At 70.1% G+C, this 21499-nt stretch carries 23 protein-coding genes; 12 read left to right on the top strand and 11 right to left on the bottom strand.

The annotated features are described in order from the left end of the window. Positions 1–49 precede the first annotated feature (49 nt). Positions 50–1273, top strand: coding sequence for an MFS transporter (locus ACQPXM_RS39065; protein WP_432943022.1), 1224 nt, complete (start codon positions 50–52; stop codon positions 1271–1273). Here ACQPXM_RS39065 and ACQPXM_RS39060 read toward each other — a convergent pair. Then, positions 1264–2082 carry an AraC family transcriptional regulator gene (locus tag ACQPXM_RS39060; RefSeq protein WP_432943021.1) on the bottom strand — a complete coding sequence of 273 codons (819 nt, stop codon included), beginning with the start codon at positions 2080–2082 and terminating at the stop codon, positions 1264–1266. The two genes, ACQPXM_RS39065 and ACQPXM_RS39060, sit on opposite strands and share 10 nt — an antisense overlap. A gap of 57 nt (positions 2083–2139) precedes the next feature. Here ACQPXM_RS39060 and ACQPXM_RS39055 point away from each other — a divergent pair, with 57 nt between their 5' ends. After that, positions 2140–2637: a VOC family protein gene (locus ACQPXM_RS39055; protein WP_432943020.1), complete on the top strand. Its 498-nt coding sequence runs from the start codon at positions 2140–2142 to the stop codon at positions 2635–2637. Positions 2638–2937: 300 nt separating this feature from the next. Then, positions 2938–4230: an adenylosuccinate synthase gene (locus ACQPXM_RS39050; RefSeq protein WP_432943019.1), complete on the top strand. Its 1293-nt coding sequence runs from the start codon at positions 2938–2940 to the stop codon at positions 4228–4230. 51 nt (positions 4231–4281) lie between these two features. Here the strand turns inward: ACQPXM_RS39050 and ACQPXM_RS39045 are convergent, their stop codons facing one another. Further along, complete coding sequence (locus ACQPXM_RS39045) at positions 4282–6318, bottom strand: protein kinase domain-containing protein (protein WP_432943018.1); 2037 nt, start codon at positions 6316–6318, stop codon at positions 4282–4284. A 129-nt stretch (positions 6319–6447) separates the two neighbouring features. Between ACQPXM_RS39045 and ACQPXM_RS39040 the strand changes: the two genes are divergently transcribed. After that, the gene (locus tag ACQPXM_RS39040; protein ID WP_432943017.1) at positions 6448–6768 is read left to right on the top strand and encodes a DUF1330 domain-containing protein; all 321 of its coding nucleotides are present in this window, start codon (positions 6448–6450) and stop codon (positions 6766–6768) included. Between the two features lie 46 nt (positions 6769–6814). Here ACQPXM_RS39040 and ACQPXM_RS39035 read toward each other — a convergent pair whose 3' ends face one another. Further along, positions 6815–8905 (bottom strand): sialate O-acetylesterase, encoded by a 2091-nt coding sequence (locus ACQPXM_RS39035; RefSeq protein WP_432943016.1) that lies wholly within the window; start codon positions 8903–8905, stop codon positions 6815–6817. Between the two features lie 196 nt (positions 8906–9101). Here ACQPXM_RS39035 and ACQPXM_RS39030 point away from each other — a divergent pair, with 196 nt between their 5' ends. Further along, the gene (locus ACQPXM_RS39030) at positions 9102–9695 is read left to right on the top strand and encodes a DJ-1/PfpI family protein (RefSeq protein WP_432943015.1); all 594 of its coding nucleotides are present in this window, start codon (positions 9102–9104) and stop codon (positions 9693–9695) included. Here the strand turns inward: ACQPXM_RS39030 and ACQPXM_RS39025 are convergent, their stop codons facing one another. Next, positions 9696–10838, bottom strand: coding sequence for an SAM-dependent methyltransferase (locus ACQPXM_RS39025; RefSeq protein ID WP_432943014.1), 1143 nt, complete (start codon positions 10836–10838; stop codon positions 9696–9698). Positions 10839–10889: 51 nt separating this feature from the next. Next, a complete protein-coding gene (locus tag ACQPXM_RS39020; RefSeq protein WP_432943013.1) occupies positions 10890–11258 on the bottom strand; it encodes a hypothetical protein in 369 nt (122 codons plus the stop codon). Positions 11259–11332: 74 nt separating this feature from the next. On the opposite strand from ACQPXM_RS39020, the gene ACQPXM_RS39015 reads away from it, so the two are divergent. Together ACQPXM_RS39015 and ACQPXM_RS39010 are read left to right on the top strand one after the other, a co-directional pair. Beyond that, the gene (locus ACQPXM_RS39015; protein WP_432943012.1) at positions 11333–11608 is read left to right on the top strand and encodes an SDR family NAD(P)-dependent oxidoreductase; all 276 of its coding nucleotides are present in this window, start codon (positions 11333–11335) and stop codon (positions 11606–11608) included. Further along, a complete protein-coding gene (locus ACQPXM_RS39010) occupies positions 11605–12165 on the top strand; it encodes a DUF4232 domain-containing protein (protein ID WP_432943011.1) in 561 nt (186 codons plus the stop codon). The genes ACQPXM_RS39015 and ACQPXM_RS39010 overlap by 4 nt, the downstream gene beginning before the upstream one ends. On the opposite strand, the gene ACQPXM_RS39005 is transcribed toward ACQPXM_RS39010, so the two are convergent. Further along, the gene (locus ACQPXM_RS39005; RefSeq protein ID WP_432943010.1) at positions 12162–12866 is read right to left on the bottom strand and encodes an SDR family oxidoreductase; all 705 of its coding nucleotides are present in this window, start codon (positions 12864–12866) and stop codon (positions 12162–12164) included. The genes ACQPXM_RS39010 and ACQPXM_RS39005 overlap by 4 nt on opposite strands. A gap of 95 nt (positions 12867–12961) precedes the next feature. On the opposite strand from ACQPXM_RS39005, the gene ACQPXM_RS39000 reads away from it, so the two are divergent. Continuing rightward, positions 12962–13552 carry a TetR/AcrR family transcriptional regulator gene (locus ACQPXM_RS39000; protein ID WP_432943009.1) on the top strand — a complete coding sequence of 197 codons (591 nt, stop codon included), beginning with the start codon at positions 12962–12964 and terminating at the stop codon, positions 13550–13552. 23 nt (positions 13553–13575) lie between these two features. Here ACQPXM_RS39000 and ACQPXM_RS38995 read toward each other — a convergent pair whose 3' ends face one another. Beyond that, entirely contained in the window at positions 13576–13788 is a 213-nt protein-coding gene (locus tag ACQPXM_RS38995) for a hypothetical protein (RefSeq protein WP_432943008.1), read from the bottom strand. Positions 13789–13968: 180 nt separating this feature from the next. On the opposite strand from ACQPXM_RS38995, the gene ACQPXM_RS38990 reads away from it, so the two are divergent. Continuing rightward, positions 13969–15186 (top strand): alginate lyase family protein, encoded by a 1218-nt coding sequence (locus tag ACQPXM_RS38990; RefSeq protein ID WP_432943007.1) that lies wholly within the window; start codon positions 13969–13971, stop codon positions 15184–15186. Positions 15187–15240: 54 nt separating this feature from the next. Here the strand turns inward: ACQPXM_RS38990 and ACQPXM_RS38985 are convergent, their stop codons facing one another. Further along, the gene (locus ACQPXM_RS38985; RefSeq protein ID WP_432943006.1) at positions 15241–16068 is read right to left on the bottom strand and encodes a siderophore-interacting protein; all 828 of its coding nucleotides are present in this window, start codon (positions 16066–16068) and stop codon (positions 15241–15243) included. A 121-nt stretch (positions 16069–16189) separates the two neighbouring features. Here ACQPXM_RS38985 and ACQPXM_RS38980 point away from each other — a divergent pair, with 121 nt between their 5' ends. Genes ACQPXM_RS38980 through ACQPXM_RS38970 form a run of 3 tightly spaced genes read left to right on the top strand, consistent with a single transcriptional unit; the run spans position 16190 to position 19284 of the window. Then, positions 16190–17263 (top strand): FecCD family ABC transporter permease, encoded by a 1074-nt coding sequence (locus ACQPXM_RS38980; RefSeq protein WP_432943005.1) that lies wholly within the window; start codon positions 16190–16192, stop codon positions 17261–17263. Continuing rightward, the gene (locus tag ACQPXM_RS38975) at positions 17263–18324 is read left to right on the top strand and encodes a FecCD family ABC transporter permease (RefSeq protein WP_432943004.1); all 1062 of its coding nucleotides are present in this window, start codon (positions 17263–17265) and stop codon (positions 18322–18324) included. The genes ACQPXM_RS38980 and ACQPXM_RS38975 overlap by 1 nt, the downstream gene beginning before the upstream one ends. A 3-nt stretch (positions 18325–18327) precedes the next feature. Further along, a complete protein-coding gene (locus tag ACQPXM_RS38970) occupies positions 18328–19284 on the top strand; it encodes an ABC transporter ATP-binding protein (RefSeq protein ID WP_432943003.1) in 957 nt (318 codons plus the stop codon). A gap of 100 nt (positions 19285–19384) precedes the next feature. Here ACQPXM_RS38970 and ACQPXM_RS38965 read toward each other — a convergent pair whose 3' ends face one another. The 3 genes from ACQPXM_RS38965 to ACQPXM_RS38955 form a co-directional block, all read right to left on the bottom strand. Then, the gene (locus ACQPXM_RS38965) at positions 19385–20020 is read right to left on the bottom strand and encodes a hypothetical protein (RefSeq protein WP_432943002.1); all 636 of its coding nucleotides are present in this window, start codon (positions 20018–20020) and stop codon (positions 19385–19387) included. A 106-nt stretch (positions 20021–20126) separates the two neighbouring features. After that, a complete protein-coding gene (locus tag ACQPXM_RS38960) occupies positions 20127–20498 on the bottom strand; it encodes an FKBP-type peptidyl-prolyl cis-trans isomerase (RefSeq protein WP_432943001.1) in 372 nt (123 codons plus the stop codon). A 129-nt stretch (positions 20499–20627) separates the two neighbouring features. Then, positions 20628–21497 (bottom strand): alpha/beta fold hydrolase, encoded by an 870-nt coding sequence (locus ACQPXM_RS38955; protein WP_432943000.1) that lies wholly within the window; start codon positions 21495–21497, stop codon positions 20628–20630. Between the last annotated feature and the right edge of the window lie 2 nt (positions 21498–21499).

The following is a 21499-nucleotide window of genomic DNA, read 5'->3' as shown; positions in this document are numbered from 1 at the left end:
GACGCCCACGGTCAGGTCACCGCCCCGCCGGGTAGCGAAAGGCTCTCCCGTGCCGGCACTCACCGGACGGATCAGCACGCCCCGCACCAGCTACGGCAGCGTCCTCGCGACGCCGGGAGCGTGGAAGTTCTTCCTCGCGGCGGCTCCAGCCCGCATCGGCATCGCCATGACCGGCCTCGGCATCGTCTGGCTGGTGCACGGCTCCACCGGCTCGTACGCCGTGGCCGGCACCGTGACCGGCGGCTTCGCGGTCGCCGAAGCCCTGGCCGGACCGCAGATCGGTCGGCTGATCGACCGCTACGGCCAGACCCGCATGCTGCCGATCACCCTGCTGCTCCACGCCGCCGCGGTGGCCCTGCTGATCACCCTCACCACCACCCACCAACCCCAATGGCAGCTGATCCTGGCCGGCGTACTGGCCGGCGGCACACTGCCCCAAGTAGGAGCACAGACCTCCGCCCGCTGGGCCCACGCCCTCCGCGGCCGGCCCGGACTCTCCACTGCGTTCGCCTTGGAAGCCCTGAGCACCGGCGTCGCCTTCATGGTCGGCCCAGCCCTCATCGGCACAGTCAGCGCACTGACCAGCCCGATCGCCGGCTCGGCTCTGGCCACAACCCTCCTGGTCGCAGGCGGCCTGGCCCTGGCAGTCCAACGCAGTACGGCGCCTCCGCCGGCCTCGGTCAACCGCCGGGAGAGCTCAGCGCGCCTGCTGGACCGGGGCTTCCTCGCACTGGTCGCCACCAACATCGGCATCGGCCTGTTCTTCGGCAGCATGCAGGTCTCGGTCACCGCGTTCGCCGTCGACAACGGCAGCCCGTCACTGGCCGGTCCGCTCTACGCGATCACCAGTCTGGTCAGCCTGTTCGCCGGATTCGCCTACGGGGCAAGGCACTGGTCGATGCTGCCGTCGAAGCAGTTCGTCCTCGTCCTGACCGGCCTGACGATCAGCACGATCCCGCTGCTGCTGGCCGACTCGCCACTGGCACTCGGACTCGCGCTGGCCCTTCCAGGCTTGGCGATCGCCCCCATCCAGACCCTGTCGGCCGTTCTCACCGAATCGGAGGTCGCACCCACGGTCCTCACCCAGGCTTTCACCTGGCTCAACTCCGGCAGCGCCGCCGGTATCGCCCTGGGCGCAGCCTTCGCCGGGCGAGTGGTCGACGGCCATTCCGCCCACCACGGCTTCGCGCTCGCGCTCGCGGCGGCGCTGACGGCAACGCTGTTCGGGCTGGCGGTCCGGCGGCAACATCACGCCGTCGCCGGTCAGCGGTAGGTGATCTGCCGTTCGGCGGCGGTGCGGGCGGCGTAGTCGCTCGGGGTGAGCCCGATCTGGTCCTTGAACTCGCGGGCGAAGTGGGCCTGGTCGAAGTAGCCGAGGGCAACGGCCAGGTCGGCGAGCTCGGTGACTTCGCCGCGGGCCAGGAGTTCGGCGCCGTCGTGCAGGCGATAGCGGCGCAGGACCCACTTCGGGCCGACGCCGACGTAGCGGCGGAAAAGTCGTTGCAGCGTGCGGATCGGTACGCCGAACCGCTCGGTGAGCTGGTCCACCCGGGTCACCGAGCGGTCCTCGGCCATCGCCGCGACGATGCGCCGGACCAGCTCGTACGACGGGTCGTCCGCGACCAGGTGGTCGGCCAGGTAGGCCTCGACCACCGCGCGGCGCCGTACGTCGGACTCCTCGGCGAAGACCAGATCGGCGAGCCGGTCGGCGTCGGGGAACACGTCGGTCAGCGGCAGTACCTGGTCGCGGAACGACGCCACGTCCCGGCCGGTCACCGCGCCGAAGCCGCCGGCCCAGAACTTGATGCCGAAGACCCGGCCGCGGCCGACCAGCTCGCGTTCGAACTTGCGCGTGCAGACCCCGTTCAGGAACGCGCCGCCGGGCTGCTCGAAGGTCACGTTCACGCTCGGGTACGGCAGCACCTCGGCGACGTACGGCTCGGCCAGGTCCCATTCGACGATCCAGTACCACTCGACGAATCGGCCGACCGTCGACGAGGGCGCGAGCCGGCTCAGCGTGCGGTGCCGGGCCTGTTCCTGCGGGTGCAGGATGCCCTTCTCGCTGTCCGGCGGCTGGGTCACGGTGCCTGTCGCTTTCTTCCAAGACCCGGCGGGCCGGTCCGGCGTTGACTGTTCGGCATGACGACGAACACGGTAAACCCCATCCCCGACGGTTATCACTCGCTCACTCCGTACCTGGCGGTCTCCGACGGGCCGAAGGCGATCGAGTTCTACCAGCAGGTGTTCGGCGCCGAGGTGGTCAGCCGGCAGGACATGCCGGACGGGCGGCTCGGACAGGCGGAGCTGCGGTTCGGCGACTCGATGCTGCAGTTGAGCGACCAGATGCCGCAGATCGGCCTGCGGGCCCCGAACGGCGAGTGGGTGCACTCGTCGCTGGTGCACTACGTGCCGGACGTCGACGCCACCTTCGCCAAGGCGATCGAGTACGGCGCCCGGCAGGTCGAGCCGGTCTCGACGTTCATGACCGGCGACCGCTACGGCACGGTGATCGACCCGTTCGGGCACCGCTGGGCGATCCTGACCAAGGTCGAGGACGTGTCCCGTGAGGAGGCCGACCGGCGGGTCAAGCAGTGGCTGGCGTCGAACCCCGAGGGCACCGGCGCGACCGAGGCCTGAGGCAAGAATTACGGCCCGGGCACAAGGAAGCGGCCCGCCGGAACCGTCCCCTGCGGCAGTTTCGGCGGGCCGCTGACTAAGAGTGTGCACGTGATCACGGAAAATGGCAACCCCGTCGGGCGATCGAGGTCACCTGGACGCAGCCCCCTCGCGGCCCCCGGTTCCGGTAGGCTTCGGTCGTAAGAGCCTGGAACGGACGCCGGATGAATGTCTGGTGAACGTCCGGGCTTCACCGTTTCCAGCGGCCGGCCGCGCGAGGCGAAATGGCCTTCGGCCGACGCGTTGAAGAGGAGGGCTGAGATGCCCGCAATCGTGCTCGTCGGCGCCCAGTGGGGCGATGAGGGCAAAGGCAAGGCGACCGATCTGCTCGGTAACACCGGGACCGCGATCGACTACGTGGTGAAGTTCAACGGCGGTAACAACGCCGGCCACACCGTGGTGATCGGCAGCGAGAAGTACGCGCTGCACCTGCTGCCGAGCGGGATCCTGACGCCGGGGGTGACCCCGGTGATCGGCAACGGCGTGGTGGTCGACCTGAGCGTGCTGTTCGAGGAGCTGGACGCGCTGCAGGCCCGCGGCGTCGACACCAGCAAGCTCGTGGTCAGCGCGAACGCGCACGTCATCCCGCCGTACAACCGGACCCTCGACAAGGTGGCCGAGCGGTTCCTCGGCAGCCGCAAGATCGGCACCACCGGGCGCGGCATCGGCCCGACGTACGCCGACAAGATGAACCGGATCGGCATCCGGATCCAGGACCTGTACGACGAGAAGATCCTGGAGCAGAAGGTCACCGGCGCGCTGGAGCAGAAGAACCAGCTGCTGGTGAAGGTCTACAACCGCCGGGCGGTGGAGATCGCCGAGGTGGTCGACGAACTGCTCGGGTACGCCGACCGCCTGCGCCCGATGGTCGCCGACACGAGTCTGCTGCTCGGCAAGGCACTCGACGCCGGCAAGACCGTGCTGATGGAGGCCGGCCAGGCGACGCTGCTCGACGTCGACCACGGCACCTATCCGTTCGTCACGTCGTCCAACGCGATCTCGGCCGGCGCCTGCACCGGAGCCGGTATCCCGCCGACCCGGATCGACCGGGTGATGGCGGTCGTCAAGGCCTACACGACCCGGGTCGGCGAAGGGCCGTTCCCGACCGAGCTGCTCGACGCGGACGGTGAATGGCTGCGCCGGCAGGGCTTCGAGTTCGGTACGACGACCGGCCGGCCGCGGCGCTGTGGCTGGTACGACGCGGTGATCGCGCGATACGCGGCCCGGGTCAACGGCGTCACCGACTTCGTGCTCACCAAGCTGGACACGCTGACCGGGCGGGAGAAGATCCCGGTCTGCGTCGCCTACGACGTCAACGGTGTCCGGCACGACGAGATGCCGATGACGCAGACCGACTTCCACCACGCGACGCCGGTCTACGAGGAGCTCGACGGCTGGGACGAGGACATCACCGGCTGCCGCAGCTTCGACGACCTGCCGAAGAACGCGCAGACCTACGTCCGCACGGTCGAGGCGATGAGCGGCGCGCCGATCTCGGCCGTCGGCGTCGGCCCGGAGCGCTCGCAGATCCTGATCCTGGACAACCGGATCTGATCGGAGCCGGCCGGCGCACCGCTGTCAGGGGCGCCGGCCGCTCACGAATGGTCAGCGGCCGACGAACGGCAGGTCGCGGATCACCGGCAGCTCACGCACGTCGCCGAGCGTGGGGCTGGAGAAGTCGGGCAGCCGGAAGGTGTCGGCGAGCGGAGCCCAGTTCGTGCCGCTGGTGTAGCCCTGGTACGCGAGCACCGCGGTGACCACCAGCAAGGCGACGGTCACCAGCGCGCTCAGCCAGGCCGGCCGGAACACCGTCCGGAGCCCGGCCCGCGCACCCCGCCGCAGCGAGGAACCACCGGGACCACCCCACGCGGTGAACAGTCCGAAGACTGCGCCGACCGCAGTGCTCACCGGCGCCAGCGGCACCCAGTCGAAGCCCATCGCCAGCGCCACGATCAGTGTGGTGATCCCACCGACGGTGAAGCCGACGATGACCGGCAGCAGCGCGGCAGGCAGCGACACCAGCGTCGCGCTGGTCAGATGCACCGGGCTGGCGGCGACCGCCACGAGCCCGTCCGACTTCCCGCGATAGCCACGAGCCTCCCGTCGCCGCAGCAACGCCGTACTGGACTTGTCGACCATGCGGGCGAGGACAGTCAGGGCACCGGCGACCAGCATGCCCGGGACCGGCAGTACGGCGATCAGCGCGGCCAGCGCGAGTAGCAGCGCGAAGAGCAGACCGCCTCGTGATGCGGGTGGTAGCGGCGGACCGGACGGCCGCTGCTCGATCGCCTTGTCGTACTGCGGTTTCGCTGGGACCGGGTAGTTGGACGGGGATGGTTGCGGCGCGTAGATCGGTCCGGTCGGCGGTGCGTAGTTCGGCCCGGTTGCTGGTCCGCCGAAACCGGCAGGCGCCGGCTGGTACGGCAGAGGCATCGCCGGTGGAGCAGCAGCGCCCGGGACCGGGCTGTACGTGGCCGGGTGCACCGGTACGGCGGACGCCTTCGCCGCGAGCCGGGCGGCCTTCTGCTCGGCGGCGACGTCGCGCAGCTTGTCGCGGAGCGGTGCGAACGCCGAGAGCGGCGGAATCACCGGCGGCACGAGCTGCGCCACCTCAGCCGGGTCGGGAGCGTCGTCACTCGGCATCACCTGAGTCCCGTCGGGCATCACGCGGGTGCCGCCGTCCGGCATGACCCGCGTCCCGGCGACCGTCGGCGCGTCCTCCGCCGCGACCTGGGCCATCACGGCGGTCGGCGGGTGCAGCTGGACGGTCTCCTTGGCGGTGAGCAGCTCGGCCGGCGGGATCAGCGCGTCCCGGCCCTCGGCGTACCGGTTGAGGCCGGTCATGATCTCGAGCTGCGTCGGACGGTCCCGCCGGTCCGGTGACAGCGCCGCGGCGAGCAACGGCTTCAGCCGCGGGTCCAGGCCTTCCAGGTCGGCCTGACCGCTGTGGACCCGGCTCAGCACGACCTCGAACGGTCCCTTGCCGAACGGCCGGCGTCCGGTCGCGGCGTAGGCCACCGTCGCCGCCCAGCCCCACCAGTCCGCCGACTCGGACACCATCTCGCCCGCGATCAGCTCCGGCGCCAGGTAGCCCGGCGTGCCGATCACCAGACCCGTCTGGGTCAGCCGCAGGTCGTCGGCGGCCTGGGCGATACCGAAGTCGATCATCACCGGCTTGCCGTTGAACATCATCACGTTGCCCGGCTTGAGATCGCGGTGAATCACTCCGGCCGCGTGGATCGCCTGCAGCGACTCGGCGAGGCAGCCGGCGAGCGGCAGCCAGCGCTGCGGAGTCAGCGGGCCACGGTCGTCCACCTGCTCGTCCAGTGGACGCCCCGGGACGAACCGCGTCACCAGGTACGGCCGGTCGCCGCGCAGGTCGTGGTCGAGGATGCCGGCCACACCGGGGTGGTCGATCCGGCGCAGCGTCGTCGCCTCGCGCTCCAGCCGGGCCCGGGCGGTCGGGTCGTGCGCCACATGCGGGCGCAGCACCTTGAGCGCCACCTCGCGCCGCTCCGGCCCTTCGGCCAGGTAGACGACGCCCATGCCGCCCTGCCCGAGCCGCCGGATCAGCCGGTACGGCCCGATCCGTTCCTCCGCCTCCACCGGCTCGTCCACCGGCAGGCCCCCTGTACCCGACATGCCATCTACCGTACGTCGGCACCAGCCCACCCACCCGCGCTGCGCTCGCATGACCCACGAGGTAATCGCCGCCGTACACCTTCCCGGCGAGGCTGGTCCCACCAGCACAGATCACCGGGAGGGACCGAGATGACGCACTACGCGATCGCCAACCTGAGCAACGTCCGGATGGGCGCCGAGATCGTCGAGTACCTGGAGCGGATCGACGCCACGCTCGCACCGTACGACGGCCACTTCATCGTGCACGGCAACCGGCCGGAGCACCTGGAGGGCGAGTGGCCGGGCGCTCTGATCGTGATCGAGTTCCCCAGCTACGAGCAGGCCCGCGGCTGGTACGCCTCACCGGCGTACCAGGAGATCCTGCCGCTGCGGACCGGCAACTCCGACGGCGTGACGATGATCATCGAGGGAGTGGACCGCGACCACGTCGCCACGGAGGTGCTCGGCTAGGACGCGGCCGGTGCCTCGGGGCGGTGGGCGCCGGCCGCGTCCTGGTTCAGGTGACGGGCAGCTTGAAGGCGAGCAGGCCGGCTCCGGTCGCGTTGGTGATCCAGGGACCCGCGCCCAGGTGGCCCTGGTACGTCAGGCCGGTCACACCGGTGGCCGGGCCCGAGAGCGTGAGCACGAGTTTGCCGCCTGGCTGGTAGGCGACCGACGCCACCGTGACGGCTCCGCCCTCCACCACGAAGTCGGCGTGAGCACCGGCGTCCACGGTGAGCGGATCGGTCGACCGAAGCTGTACGACGAGCTGCGATCCGCTGGCGGTCACAGCCGACGGATTCGGCGGCGCGACACCAGCGGACGGGCCGCCGTACAGATCCCTGGCCAGTACGGCGAACGCATGGTCGCCCATCTCCCGATAGCCGCCGAGGTACGCGTAGTGGCAGCCGTCGTGGCCGGACAGGCCGTTGGTGGACAGCAGTGTGACGCCGGCTGTGTCGCCGAGCTGCCGCTGGGCCTCGCGGAGGTTCATGTTGGTCGTCGTACCGCAGGGAGAGGTGCGCACCTGGTACACGTAGTACCGGCTGGCCGTGCCGAAGTCGCTGCGCCAGTCCTGCAGCAGCTCGTTGAACCCGGAGACGTGCACCGCGGCGTTGTCGTTGTCGGACTCGCCCTGGTACCAGAGGACTCCCTTGACGTTGCCCAGCACGCCAGCGGCCTGCAGGCGCTGCCGAAGCCGGCCGTAGTTCGTGCCGAGGTCGTTGGGCGCGGCGTCGTTGCGCTGGAAGAAGCTGATCGGCTGACCGCCGTGCGCACCGTTGAACAGCGCCACCGGCACCTTGTAGGTGTCCACGAGCTTGCGGCCCATCCGGATCGCCCACTGGCCGACCGAGCCGGACTGGTTGGTCACGTCACCGGTCGCGTAGTGCCAGACCCGGTCCGCGCCGGAGATGGTGCCGTCCGACGTCGGCGTCCCGAAGCTGCGCAGGTACGGCGACTCCTCCGCGTTCGCGGCGCCGTTGTACTTGGCCGCCTCCGCGTTGGACTGCCCCTGGACCACCAGCACGTCACCGGCGACCACACCGTCGCGGCGTGCGACGACCCGGTCCACACCGGGCCCGGTGGCCCGCAGTTCGAAGCTGTACTCGTGCAGCCCCGCCGTGATGCGCGGGGTGAAGCGGAACGACTTGGAGGCCGAGGAGAACGTCTCGGTCCGCCCGTTGCCCGTCACCCGCAGCTGCACTCGCCGTACGCCCGGATCGGTGACTGTGCCCGCCACCGGTACGACGGCGCCGTTCCGGCTGTCGCGGGGGATCAGCTGCCGGTCCAGCGGCGACTCCGTCACGCTGACCAGCGCCGTACGCACGTACGCCGTCAGCCGGCGCTGGGAGTAGCGGCTCGCGTTGTTCGCGAAGGTCCAGTCCGGCTGGCCGGCGGTGTTCGTGCCGATGCCGAGCGACAGCGTGCCGGTGGCTGACTCGGTGAACGTGTTGATCGCGAACACCTGCTTGGCCGCGAGGCTCGACGGCCGGTCCGCACCGATCTGCCCGACCTGGAAGGAGCCGTAGCCCAGCGGTGAGGTCGGGTTGTCGTCCACGTCGAAGGTGATCGGCGACGCGTTGGCCACTTGGGTGCTGGCGCTCTCCTGGTACTGGTTCGGCCACATCTCCAGGTAGCCGGTCTGGCCGCTGCCGGTGGTCACGCCCGGCACATTGGACCGGACCTCCAGGTCGCCGACCCGTTGCCGGACGAGCTCACCAGGGCGCGTCGGCAGGCCGATCCGGGCGGCGGTCGCGGTGAACGGCTCCATCGCCGTCCAGACCCACTGCGGTCCGTCCGGCCCGTTCAGCTCGACGCAGTAGGCGACCCGGTCGAAGTTGGAGCCGACCTCACCGGTCCGGTCCAGGCTGTACGGCGGTGTCTGGTTCAGGAAGCTACCGCGCTCCGGCAGGTCGAGCTGGAGCACAGGGGCGAAGCCTGCTGCCGCAGTGTCGCAAGCCGTCGCGGCTGCGGCAGCAGAGGCCGACGCCGGGGTCGTCACAGCGTTGAGCGAGACACCGGCGGCCAGCACCGTGGTGGCGACGGCGATGAGCGAGCCGGCGTGGGGACGGCGTACCAGGGCGCGGGCGGGCGCGGTTCGAGGCATGGGCGGACCTCCGGTGGCGGGATGTCTCCACCATGGGTAGCGGACCGATCACTGTTGGTGCGAGCGTCTTGCGCCCAGCGGTCCGACCCCTGCGCCCAGTGGTGGTTCCGACCTGCCAACTCAGCTGGCCAGATCCTGCCGAAGACCGGCCGCCGGACGGCTGGCCGCGACCGCCGCCGAGCGATGGGATGGAGCCATGCGAATCGAGATCCTGGTGTTCGACGGTGTGGACGAGATGGACGTGATGGGCCCGTTCGAGGTGTGGAGCCACGCGGCGGCGCGCACGGACGAGCTGGAGCTTGCACTGGTCGGGCTGGACGGGCCGGTCGAGGTCACCGGGATGCACGGGCTGCAGTTCCGCGCACCAGCCGGTCTGGGGACGCCGAACGGCCTGTTCGTGCCGGGCGGTGGCTGGCTCAACCGGGCCGAGCGTGGCTCGTGGGCCGAGGCTCAGCGCGGAGTCCTCCCGGCCCGGCTCACCGAGCTGGCCCCACAGCTCGACTGGATCGCGTCGGTCTGCACCGGCTCGATGCTGCTGGCCGAGGCCGGGCTGGTGAAGGGCCGGCCGGCCACCACGAACCGCAACGCCTGGGAGGAGTTCACGGCGTACGGGCCGGACCTGAAGAAGAACCGGGTCGTCGACGACGGCACGCTGGTCACCGCCGGCGGCATCACGGCCGGCATCGACCTGGCCCTGCGGATCGTCGAGCGCGAGTTGTCGCCTGAGCTGGCCGACCGGATCGCCGCCTCGATGGAGTACACCCGCGACCGCGACCTGTACGTCAGCTGATCAGCGCCGCCGGAGCAGTACACCGCGGCTGCCGCGTTTGCGCAGGTGGGCCCGGCCGCTGACGACCGGCTCGAACCGCGGCCCGGCCAGCTCGACCTGCTCCTCGACACTCCAGCCGGACGGCCAGGACTGCGCCGCCAGCTTCGTCGGGTCCATCGCCACGAACAGCCGATCGGTCGGGAACCGGTCCAGCAACGCCAGGTCCTGCTCGTAGTACAGCAACTCGATCAGCAGGTACGCCGAGCCGGTGAGCCGCCGAGTGGTCGTCAGGTCCTCGTAGCTGTGCGGGTGCACCCGCAGGTCGCCTGGCCCAGTCACTGTCAGCGCGCGGAGGCGCTCCAGGAAGGCCTGGTTCGGCTCGGTGGCGTCGACCGAATAGCCCTCGGCCAGGAGCCGCCGGGTCAGCGCACCCTCGCAAGCACCCACCTCGATCACCCGCCCGGCCGCCGGGTCCAGGTGCGACCGCACCCAGTCCAGCACCGCGTCCAGCCGCTCCACCTCGTACGGCGACGTCGCGAACTCCCAGGGGTCGGACACCAGCGCGGCGTGCTCGCCCCTGCCGCCCATCACCGCGTACAGCCGGGCCCGCTCGTCCGGAGTCGAGCCGAAGAACCGCTCGACCGAGTGGACCCTCGAGGTGAGCAGCGCGTCGTCGTCCTGCTCGTCCAGGCTCAGCAGCTCGGTGCCGTGCGTGTTGACGAAGTCGAGCTTGCTCTCGATCAGCGACGGGCTCAGCCGCTCGTCGACGTCGGTGATCCACTGGAACCAGTGCGCGTCACCCACCGCGTGCAGCACCGGAGCACGGCGTACGAGATCGGCCAGCTCAAGACCCCAGCGGCCACGGCGTTCCCGTCGGTCGGCCGGGTTGTGGGTCCAGACGGTGGCCTCGACGTCACCGGTCTCCAGGGCGATCGCGTCGGCGGCGGCACCGGGGGAGTACGGCTTGGCGCCGTCCGCGGAACCGGCGAGCAGATCGGCGAGTGGAGCCAGCCGGCCGGCCAGGGGAACACCCACCGGCAGCTTCAGATAGGCGCCGCGATCGGCGACGAGCAGGTGGACCTCGCGACCACGGGCGGGGTCGAGCACGGACAGGAAATCGACGACTACATCTTCCGGACGGAGTACAGCGACGACATCGATCACCCAGCCATTTTATGCAAGATCTCTGCGAAATTCCTGCCGACGCGTGTCGGCTCAGCCCCGCAGCAGCGCCGCGACCGCCTCGGTGACGACCTTGCGCCGATCGGCCGACGACTTCTGCTCGCCGAGGGCGGCGTACTCCGGCGTCATGCTCGCCCACAAAGTGGCCTGGTGGATGACGAGGCTGAGCAGCACGATCGGCTCGTACTTGGTGGGCAGCAGCCCGTCGCGCTGAGCCTTCGCGATCGCTTCGGTCTTGTGCCGGTTGCTCTCGATGATCTTGTCCAGCGGCGCGTTCGTGCCGGCGCGCTCCAGCCGGTACCAGGTCGCGAGCCGCTGGATCTCGGGGTGCTGCTCGTAGCCGTCGAACAGGCGGCCGGCGTACTCGGGCAGGTCGGTCGGGTCGATCGGGGTGGCGCTCACCGTGTGCTCGACGATCTCGTTGAAGACCGCGTCGAACAGGCCGTCCTTGCTGCCGAAGTAGTGGTAGATCTGCGTTGTTCGAGCCGGATTCGGCGGCGATCCGGTCCACCCGCACGATGAAGCAGCAGGTCTTTCTCGTCACCGGAAGCTCGCGCGGTCTGGGCCGCGAGATCGCCCAGGCGGCCCTGGCCGCCGGTCACCAGGTGGTCGCCACGGCTCGCCGGCCCGAGCAGCTGTCCGACCTGGTCACCTCGTACGGCGATCAGGTGCGCTCGGCGCGGCCGTCGAGCCAGGGTCACCGCGTTGGTGACGGGCTGGGAACCCGACCTGACGTAGGTTCGCGAGGGTGAGGCTTGCTGTGGTGCTGATCGTGCTGCTGGTCGCCGGGTGTGGGACCGAGGTGGCGAGCCGGGGTGGCCCGCCGCCCGCGACGCCGGTGCCGACGGGGAAGGCGACCGGTGGGCCGATTCCGACTCCGCCGCCGAAGGTGTGCCCTGCGTCCGGGGCGCAGGTCACCGTCGGCCCGGTCGAGGCGGCGCTCGGGCATCGCGCGGTCGTGCTCACCGTGACGAACTGCCGGCCGAAGACGCTCACGCTCAACGGGTATCCGGACGTCGCCGTCCTGGACTACTGGCGCAAGCCGCTCGGGACCGTGGTCGCGCACGAGTCGTCGTACATGGCGATCGACCCGGGACCGAAGCGAGTGCGGCTGAGCAAGGGGCAGACCGCTCGGGCGGTTGTTGCCTGGAGCAACACTGTGGCGGACGGCGCCGATCCGCAGACCGGGCAGTTCCTGCGCGTCGCGGCGCGCACAGGCGAGGTCCAGGCCGTCTGGCCGGTGGTGACCGATCTCGGCACCACCGGCAAGCTCGAGGTGACGGCCTGGGCGCGGGAGCTGAAGAACTAGCCCTTGAGCTGGGCGTACACGTCGGTCAGGTCGGCCGAGGCGGCCTGCTTGGCGCCGCGGGCGGTGGTGTCGGCGAGCACCTCGTGGGCGCCGGACTCCACGCCGTCGAGCGCGGCCTTGGCGATGTCGGCCGGCTTCTCCTTCGGGGCGGTGATCGCGCTGGTCAGGTCGGTGTCGACGTAGCCCATGTGCAGGCCGGTGACGCCGATGCCCTTGCCGAGCAGTTCGAGCCGCACCGCGTTGGTCTGCAGCATGAACGCGGCCTTCGTCGCGGAGTACGCGCCGTGATAGGCCACCCAGGACAGGCCCGACAGCATGTTCAGGATGTGGCCGCCGCCGTTGCGCTCGATCACCGGGACGAAGGCGCGGGTCACCGCCAGCGGGCCGAAGAAGTTGACCTCCATCAGGTGCCGCAGGTCGTCCAGCGGCGTCTCCAGGTAGGTGTTGCCGGGGATGTCCCAGCCGGCGTTGTTGACCAGGACGGTGACGTCGGGCGCGGCTTTCACCAGGGCGTCGATCGAGGCCTGGTCGGTGACCTCAAGTGGCACCGGGACGACGCGCGGATCGGTGCTCGGCTCGGGCTTGCGCGCGGTGGCGTAGATCTTGGCGGCGCCGCGGCCGAGCAGGTCGTCGACGACCGCCTTGCCGATACCGCGGTTGCCACCGGTGACGAGGACGACGGCGCCGTGCAGTGAAGTCATGGGGGAGCTCCGGTCGAAGAGAGGAAACTGGTCTGTTTCGCTCAAAGATACACCGATCGGTTTCCTTCGCCAAAACGAGCCGGTACGCTCGACGTATGAAGAGCCAGGCGACATCCCGCGAGCGGCTGCTGGAGGCTGCGAGCGAACTGTTCTACCGCGACGGCGTCAACATCGGTGTGGACGCACTCTGCAAGGCCGCCGGGGTGTCGAAGAAGTCGATGTACCAGCTGTTCCGCTCCAAGGACGAGGTGATCGCGGAGAGCCTCGCCGCTCGCGGGCCGTACTACAACGCCCTGCTGCTGCCCAGCCCCGACGACGAGCGCCCGCCGCGCGACCGGATCCTGGCCGTCTTCGAGCGCCAGGACGAGCTGGCCGCCCATGACGACTACTACGGCTGCCCGTTCGTTGCCACCGCCATCGAACTCAAGAACCCCGAGCACCCGGGCAGCGTCGTGGCCCGCCACTTCAAGCAGGCCCTGACCGACTTCTTCCGCGCCGAGCTGATCCGCGGCGGCGCCGACGACCCGGACACCGCGGCCATCCAGCTCACGATGGTTTTCGACGGCGCCAGCTCGCGCAGCGTCGTACGGTCCCAGCCGCTGCGCGGCGTCGGCGTACAGATGGCCGCCCTCGTCCTCGAGGCGGCCGGCCTGCGCGCCGAGCACCTGGCCGGTCACGCCCACTAGCGCGCGTCCGGGGGCTCAACTGGTCAGAGTGGCGAGCTGTCGCCACCATCCTGTTCCACGCCTTCGCCGGCGTCCGGTAAGTTGCCGAAGGCACCAATCCGGTGCGGATGGCGTACGCCGTGGCGCAGCAGAAACACCGCCAGTCGTCGCCTTGCTGCTAGCAACCATTCGCCGGAGGGTAGTCCCGGGGCGGCCAGGGCGTCGGTTCCGAGGTCGAGGAACTGGCGTCTTTTCATGGGACAAGACCGCACTTCGTTCCAGCGGAGTGGGACAAACCAGAGTTTTGTTCCACAGTGAAGTTTCTTCGGCTTTGGATATTGACGCGTTCACCCTGCGTCGTCAAACTTTCGAAAAGACCCTGCGGTAGTGGGGGAATCGCAGTGTCCTACCGCCCCCGGAGAACAGGACATCCGCCCATGCGCAAGAAGCCGATCCTGCTGGCCGCGGCCTGTGCCGCCCTGGTCGCAGGCACTCTCAGCAGTCCAGCCGTCGCGGCCCCGAAGGCCGAACCCGCCGCGCACCAGACGCCGTCCGCCGTCCTGGCGCCCGGCACGTTCACCCACCCCGGCGTCGGGGTCAGCAGGCCGCAGCTCGACTTCGTCCGGGCCAAGGTGCAGGCCGGCGCCCAGCCGTGGACGAACGCCTTCAACCAGGCGAAGAACAGCGCGTACGCCTCGCTGACCCGCACCGCGAAACCGCGCGCGGTGGTCGAGTGCGGCTCGTACTCGAACCCGAACTACGGCTGCACCGACGAGCGCGAGGACGCGATCGCGGCGTACACCGACGCTTTGATCTGGTACATCACCCGTGACGATCGTTATGCCCAGAAGGCGATCCAGCTGATGGACGCGTGGTCGGCCACGATCCGCGACCACACCAACAGCAACGCGCCGCTGCAGACGGCGTGGGCCGCGTCGTCGTGGCCGAAGGCGGCCGAGATCATCAAGCATGCCTACGGCAACTGGCCGAACCAGGCCCGGTTCGCCACGATGCTGCGCACCGTGTACCTGCCCGAGATCATCAACGGCTCCAACTCCAACGGCAACTGGGAGCTGAGCATGACCGAGGCGATCCAGGGCATCGGGGTGTTCCTGGACGACAAGGCCGTGTACGACAAGGCGATCGCGCTGTTCCGGGTCCGGACGCCCGCGTTCGTCTACCTGGAGTCCGACGGCCCGCTACCGCGGACCAAGCCGAGCCAGAATCTCGACACCCGCGAGAAGATCGTCAACTACTGGCAGGGTCAGAGCACCTTCGTCACCGGCCTGACCCAGGAGACCTGCCGCGACTTCGTGCACACCGGCTACGGCATCTCGGCGATCTCGCACGTGATGGAGACCTCGTACATCCAGGGCGAGAACCTCTATCCCGAGTTCGGTGAGCGGCTGCGCCAGGCGCTCGGTTTCCAGTCCCGCTGGGAGCGGAACCTGGAGCCGGTCCCGTCCTGGCTGTGCAACGGCACGTTGAAGCGCGGACTCGGTCCGATCACCGAAGTCGGCTACAACGGCCTGCACACCCGCCTGGGCATCGCGATGTCCAACACCCAGGCGCTCACCGAGTCCCGCCGCCCGGCCGGCTCCAACAACCTCTTCGTCGCCTGGGAAACCCTCACCCACGCGGAGAACCCGAGCTAGTCCACCAGCTTCGAGCCCCGGAGACCCACCTGGTTCTCCGGGGCACGTGACTGCTCAGACCTGCGCTTCGCCGCGCTTCCAGTAGCCCTGGAAGGAGATGCACTGCTTGGCCAGGCCGGCCGTGTCGACCAGGTGCCGGCGGACGGCCTTGATCATGCTGGATTCGCCCGCCACCCAGGCGTAGTCGGCGTCGTACGGGAGGGTTGCCAATTTAAGGGCCTCAGGCAACGACTTCGGGCCGTCGCCGGCCGGAGTGATCCAGGTCAGGTCGACGGTGCCGGCGGTCGGCAGCGGGCGGATGTCGCGCGGGTCGGGGACCTGGACGAAGACCGTCGCGTGCACCCCGGCGGGCAGCTGCTCGAGGATCGCCGCGAGGGCGGGCAGGGCGGTCTCGTCGGCGACCAGGATCCGGTTCCGGCTGGTAGCCGGCGGCACGTAGTCGACGCCGGACTGCAGCAGGCCCTTCGTGCTGGTGGTGTCCACCTCGAACGGCACGATCAGCCCGATCTCGTCACCGATCTCGGCCGCGCTGACCCAGGCGGAGGCCGGACCGTTCACGCCGTGCAGCACGAACTCGACGTCCAGCTCGGCGACCTCGGGCCGGACCGCGCGGATCGTGTACGTGCGCATCACGAACCGCTCGTCCTCCGGCGTCGCGCACCACTCGGCGTACCAGTCCGGGCCGCTCGGCAGCGTGAGCGCGCTGCCGTTCGGCGGGCTGAGCAGCACCTTGATCCGCTGGTCCGGCCCGGCCGGTACGACGTCCGCGAGGCGCGGTGCGACGAACGTCACCCGGCGCAGGTGCGGGCTCAGATCCTCGATCGCCGCCACCGTCACGCGAACGGAGTCGAACGTGATGGGCCGCTCGAGCACTGTGGTCATCGCAGGGTCTCCGCAGGGAAAGTAGTGACAAAGCAGGGGTCCCCAGGTGCGTCCCGGTGGCGAGCGGGCTATTCTGAGGCGTCTAGAGGTAAGCCTTACCTAAGAGGATCCCAAAAGTCCAATGACCTCGCCGCCTGCCGCCGTCACCAGGCCGGCCACCACCAGCCCGAACGCCGTACCGCGGCGCTCGCCCGCCCGCCGGACCACCCTGGTCGCCGGGCTGCTGGCGGCGGTCGCGCTCCTGCTGGTGGTCTGCCTGCTCAGCATCGCCGTCGGGTCGAAACAGATCCCGCTCGGCACGGTGCTCGACGCCCTGCGCCACTACGACGAGACGAACACCGACCACGTGATCGTCCACTCCCTGCGGGTGCCGAGGACACTGATCGGTTTGCTGGTCGGCGCGGCGCTCGGACTGTCCGGCGCGCTGATGCAGGGCGTGACCCGCAACCCGCTGGCCGATCCCGGCATCCTCGGCGTGAACGGCGGCGCCGCGCTCTTCGTTGTCGGTGGCATCTACTGGTTCGGGCTGACCAGCCTGACGGCGTACGTGTGGCTGGCCTTCGCCGGTGCGGCCGCCGCCTCGGTCGCGGTCTACACGCTCGGATCGCTCGGCCGGGAGGGCGCGACCCCGGTCAAGCTCGCGCTGGCGGGAGCCGCGATGACCGCGATGCTCGGTTCGCTGACCACCGCGCTGCTGATCGGCGACGTGGACACCTTCGACCAGTTCCGGTTCTGGTCGGTCGGCTCGCTGGCCGGCCGTGGCTCGGACATCGCCGAGCAGGTCGCGCCGTTCATCCTGATCGGGATCGTGCTGGCCCTGGTCTCCGGCCGCCTGCTGAACGCGTTGTCGCTCGGCGACGACGTGGCCCGCTCGCTCGGTCAGCGAGTCGGCCTGACCCGGGTGTTCACCGCTGTCACCGTCGTCCTGCTCTGCGGCGCGGCCACTGCCGCCGCCGGGCCGATCGGCTTCATCGGCCTCACGATCCCGCACGTCGCCCGCCTGATCACCGGCCCGGACTACCGCTGGATCCTGCCGTACTCGATGCTGCTGGCCCCGATCCTGCTGCTCGGCTCGGACGTACTCGGCCGAGTCGTCGCCCAGCCCGGCGAGCTCCAGGTCGGCATCGTCACGGCCGTCATCGGTGCGCCGTTCTTCATCGCCCTGGTCCGCCGCCGGAAGCTGGCTGATCTGTGATGACCCAGCTCACCGACCGTACGCCGGACCTGACCCCCGCCGAGGTGATCACCCGGGCCCGCACGGTCCGCCACGCGCGCAACGTCGTCGTCACGGTCGTGGTCGCCGCCCTGGTGTTCGTCGCGTTCTGCGTCTCGCTGTCGCTCGGCGACTTCAAGATCCCGGTCGTCGACGTGGTCAAGACGCTGTTCGGCCAGGGCGACAAGGCGACCGAGTTCATCGTGAACCGGCTCCGCCTGCCGCGGGCGCTGACCGCGCTGCTGGTCGGTGCCGCGCTCGGCATGTCCGGCGCGATCTTCCAGAGCATTGCCCGCAACCCGCTGGCCAGCCCGGACATCATCGGCGTCACGTACGGCGCGAGCGCGTTCGCGGTGTTCGCGATCGTCACGCTCGGGCTGACCGGTCCGGCCGTGGCCGCGATGGCGATCGCCGGCGCGCTGCTGACGGCGTTCACGATGTACGTGCTGGCCTGGCGCCGCGGGGTATCGAGCTACCGGCTGATCCTGGTCGGCATCGGAATCGGCGCGATCGCCACCAGCGTCACGTCGTACCTGCTGACCAAGGCGCGGGTCGAGGTCGCGCAGCAGGCACTGATCTGGCTGACCGGCAGCCTGAACGGGCGGGACTGGTCGCACGTTCGCACGGTGGCGATCACGCTCGTGGTGCTGGCGCCGTTCGTGGTGGTGCTGGTGCACCGGCTGCGGATCCTGCAGTTGGGCGACGAGACGGCGTACGGGCTGGGGCTGCGGGTCGAGGGCTCGCGGCTCGGGCTGATCGTGATCGCGGTCCTGATGGCCGCGGTCGCTACTGCGGCGGCCGGACCGATCGGCTTTGTCGCGTTCGTGGCGCCGCCGATCGCGCGCAGGCTGACCCGGTCGCCCGGTCCGGCGATGATCGCGTCGGCGTTGATCGGCGCGCTGGTGGTGGCGCTGTCGGACCTGATCGCGCAGCACGCCTTCGGCGACACCCAACTGCCGGTCGGTGTGGTCACTGGTGTGGTCGGTGCGCCGTACTTGATGTTCCTGCTGGCCCGGTCGAACCGGGTCGGGAGTGGTGGCTGAGAGATGGAGAACTCTGTGGAGCACAGTCTTGCGGCCGAGCAGCTCGCGGTCGGCTACGACCAGCGCGAGATCATCCACGACCTGTCGGTGCGCATCCCGACCGGCAAGATCACGGTGATCGTCGGCGCCAACGCGTGCGGCAAGTCGACGCTGCTCAAGACGCTGGCCCGGCTGCTGAAGCCGTCGAAGGGCGCCGTGATGCTGGACGGCAAGAGCATCCAGCAGGTGTCGACGCGGGAGGTCGCGACCAAGCTCGGTCTGCTGCCGCAGTCGCCGACGGCGCCGGAGGGCATCACGGTCGCCGACCTGGTCGGGCGCGGACGGTACCCGCACCAGGGCTGGATCCGGCAGTGGACCAAGGCCGACGACGAGGCGGTCGCCGCCGCGATGATCTCGACCGACGTCCTGGAGATCGCCGACCGGCCGATCGACGAACTGTCCGGCGGTCAGCGCCAGCGGGTCTGGATCGCGATGGCACTGGCCCAGGAGACCAACATCCTGCTGCTCGACGAGCCGACCACGTTCCTCGACCTGACCCACCAGTTCGAGGTGCTCGACCTGCTGGTCGACCTGAACAAGCGCGACGACCGGACCATCGTCCTGGTCCTGCACGACCTGAACCAGGCCTGCCGCTTCGCCGACCACCTGATCGCGATGAAGGACGGCGACATCGTCTGCGAGGGCGATCCCCGCGAGGTGATCACCGAGCAGATCGTCGAGGACGTCTTCGGCCTGGCGGTGAAGATCGTGCCCGACCCGGTCGCCGGCACCCCGATGGTCGTCCCGATCGGCCGCCACACCACCCGCGAGACCAGCCCGTCCGCGGTGCAGGACACAGTGCCGACGGCCGCGGCCGAGAACGCTCCGGTGGAACCGGCCCGCTCCGAGCCGAACCCCGCGGCGAAGGCGCTGGCCGCGAGCGCCCTGGCCAGCAACGTCTGCCGGCCGACCGACCGCTGACTCGTTCACCGCGGCATCGGCGAGCGCCATTTGGACGGTTGACCCAGGTGGTTGTGGGTTCTTCCCGTGCATGCGGCCGGCGAACCCACAAGTTCCCTGGTTAACCGTCCAAATGGGGGCGGCGGCGGCGGAGGCGGGATTGGTGGAGGACCAGGCCGGCCACCAGGGCGCCGAGCGTGCCCAGCGCCAGGTCGCCGAGCGTGTCGGTGTACGCCGTCTGCAGCTCGCTGGAGTGGCGGATGAACGCGTAGTACTCGCCGACCTCCCACACCACCGCGGCCGTGGCGCCGAACCCGAGGGCCACGAAGGCGGTCAGCCCGCGCGACAGCGGACGCGGGGCGAACGCCAGCAGGACACCGGCGGTGAGGAATCCCCAGAGCACGAAGTGCATCGCGTCGTCCCACCAGCTGACCGTGTCGAACAGGTTCAGCCGGTTGCCGATCAGGTCGATCAGCCAGGGCAGCGTGATCAGCAGGTCGGCCGTCCACGGGAACGTCCGGTGCAACTTGGACCGGGTCCGCCCGTAGGCCCACCACCACAACGGCAGCACCATCGTACCGAGCGGGTAGACGATCAGCCGGGCGGTCGACGCCTTGCCCTTGATGCCGCTCATGTCCGGCCAGATCAGGGCCGTCAGCAACAACACGAACAGGGCCGCCTTGGCCGCCGGCGCGGCGTACCGGGTCCAGCCGGCGGTCCGGGTCACCGGATCGGTGGTGGCAACCATCGTCGTCATGCCTCCCAGTCAAACCTGTCCGGGCGGCTGGGCGGATGAGTACGACTACGCAAAAGGCCCCCGGCTGCGTCGATTGTGACGCACCCGGGGGCCGGAGAGCAGGAGGTCAGCTGACGCTGATCAGGTCGACCACGAAGATCAGGGTCTCGCCGGGCTTGATCGCGCTGCCCGCGCCGCGGTCGCCGTAGGCCAGGTGCGGCGGGATGACCAGCTTGCGGCGGCCGCCCACCTTCATGCCCTGGACGCCGGTGTCCCAGCCCTGGATGACCTGGCCGACGCCGAGCTGGAAGCCCAGCGGCGCGCCCCGGTTGTACGACGCGTCGAACTCCTCGCCGGTGGAGTGGGCCACGCCCACGTAGTGCACGTTCACCCGCGAACCGGCCTTGGCCTCGGCGCCGTCGCCCTCGGTGATGTCGGTGATCTCCAGATCCGCCGGCGGCGGGCCGTCCGGAAAGTCGATCTCAGGCTTGTCAGTCATAGCCACCAGCTAACCAGATCAGCGGACGTGCACCACCCACCAACCCCGTCAGAACGCGTTCCGCAGGTCGTCGCCACGCCTGACCGAGCGGGTGCGGAGGCGGTTGGTCAGTGGTGCACGTCCGGCTTTTCAGGCGTCCAGGACCTCGCGCAGCTTGCCGGCGAACTCCTCGGGCTTGCCCGGCATGCCGTACTCGTCGCCGAGGAAGCCGCCGTGGTTGCTCGGGAAGACGACCGGCGTCAGCCCGAGCCGCTGCGCGATCGCCTCGCCACCACGCCGGGCCAGCTGACGGCTGGACTCCTCCCCGACGGCGATCACCAGCCGGTCGGCGGACTTCGCGAGCGCGTCCACGTCCGGCTGGTACGACGTACAGCCGCGCAGGTTCTGCCCGAGCAGCGCGTCGTCGCGGCTGCCGTCGTCCTCGGTCGGCAGGCCGAACATCGCCGGGTCGGGGGCCGGCTGGCTGGTGTAGTCGGCCGGGATCTCCCCGTCGTACTGGGTGATCGCGATGAACTTCGCCATCGCCGGGCCCATGCCGTCGCGCTGGTAGGTCTGGTAGATGTCCTCGCACGCGGCCAGCGCGTACTCGGCGTCCGGGACGAGCCCGGCCAGCGGCGGCTCGTGCGCGACGACTCGGCGGACCAACTCGGGGCGGCGGGCGACCAGGGCCAGCGCGTTGACCGCGCCGCCGCTGCTCGCGAACACGTCGACCGGGCCGGCTTCGAGTGTCTCGATCAGCGCCGCGAGGTCGTCCGCGTGCTGCTCGGGCGAGAGCTCGCCGCTGCCGTCGGTGCGCTTGCTGCGCTCGACGCCGCGCGGGTCGTAGGTGACGACCGTACGGTCGGTGAAGTGCGACGCCAGCGTGGGGAATCCGCTCGCGCCCATCGGCGATCCGATCAGCAGCAGCACCGGCTGCGTACGGTCGGCGAGATCGCCGCGGACGTCGTAGGTCAGGACGGCCCCGGGGACGTCGAGGGTGTGGCTGACAGGATCCGGCATGT

The organism is Kribbella sp. CA-253562, from assembly GCF_050942265.1.
GTDB lineage: Bacteria > Actinomycetota > Actinomycetes > Propionibacteriales > Kribbellaceae > Kribbella.
Note: the sequence above shows the minus strand (reverse complement) of the source record. Positions and strands in the feature narration are given on the sequence as shown.

Coding starts and splice junctions, on each gene's coding strand:
- ACQPXM_RS39055 (WP_432943020.1), top strand. CDS start 2,140: ATGACGACGAACACGGTAAACCCCATCCCCGACGGTTATCACTCGCTC.
- ACQPXM_RS39050 (WP_432943019.1), top strand. CDS start 2,938: ATGCCCGCAATCGTGCTCGTCGGCGCCCAGTGGGGCGATGAGGGCAAA.
- ACQPXM_RS39045 (WP_432943018.1), bottom strand. CDS start 6,318: ATGTCGGGTACAGGGGGCCTGCCGGTGGACGAGCCGGTGGAGGCGGAG.
- ACQPXM_RS39040 (WP_432943017.1), top strand. CDS start 6,448: ATGACGCACTACGCGATCGCCAACCTGAGCAACGTCCGGATGGGCGCC.
- ACQPXM_RS39035 (WP_432943016.1), bottom strand. CDS start 8,905: ATGCCTCGAACCGCGCCCGCCCGCGCCCTGGTACGCCGTCCCCACGCC.
- ACQPXM_RS39030 (WP_432943015.1), top strand. CDS start 9,102: ATGCGAATCGAGATCCTGGTGTTCGACGGTGTGGACGAGATGGACGTG.
- ACQPXM_RS39005 (WP_432943010.1), bottom strand. CDS start 12,866: ATGACTTCACTGCACGGCGCCGTCGTCCTCGTCACCGGTGGCAACCGC.
- ACQPXM_RS39000 (WP_432943009.1), top strand. CDS start 12,962: ATGAAGAGCCAGGCGACATCCCGCGAGCGGCTGCTGGAGGCTGCGAGC.
- ACQPXM_RS38995 (WP_432943008.1), bottom strand. CDS start 13,788: ATGAAAAGACGCCAGTTCCTCGACCTCGGAACCGACGCCCTGGCCGCC.
- ACQPXM_RS38990 (WP_432943007.1), top strand. CDS start 13,969: ATGCGCAAGAAGCCGATCCTGCTGGCCGCGGCCTGTGCCGCCCTGGTC.
- ACQPXM_RS38985 (WP_432943006.1), bottom strand. CDS start 16,068: ATGACCACAGTGCTCGAGCGGCCCATCACGTTCGACTCCGTTCGCGTG.
- ACQPXM_RS38980 (WP_432943005.1), top strand. CDS start 16,190: ATGACCTCGCCGCCTGCCGCCGTCACCAGGCCGGCCACCACCAGCCCG.
- ACQPXM_RS38975 (WP_432943004.1), top strand. CDS start 17,263: ATGACCCAGCTCACCGACCGTACGCCGGACCTGACCCCCGCCGAGGTG.
- ACQPXM_RS38970 (WP_432943003.1), top strand. CDS start 18,328: ATGGAGAACTCTGTGGAGCACAGTCTTGCGGCCGAGCAGCTCGCGGTC.
- ACQPXM_RS38965 (WP_432943002.1), bottom strand. CDS start 20,020: ATGACGACGATGGTTGCCACCACCGATCCGGTGACCCGGACCGCCGGC.
- ACQPXM_RS38960 (WP_432943001.1), bottom strand. CDS start 20,498: ATGACTGACAAGCCTGAGATCGACTTTCCGGACGGCCCGCCGCCGGCG.
- ACQPXM_RS38955 (WP_432943000.1), bottom strand. CDS start 21,497: ATGCCGGATCCTGTCAGCCACACCCTCGACGTCCCCGGGGCCGTCCTG.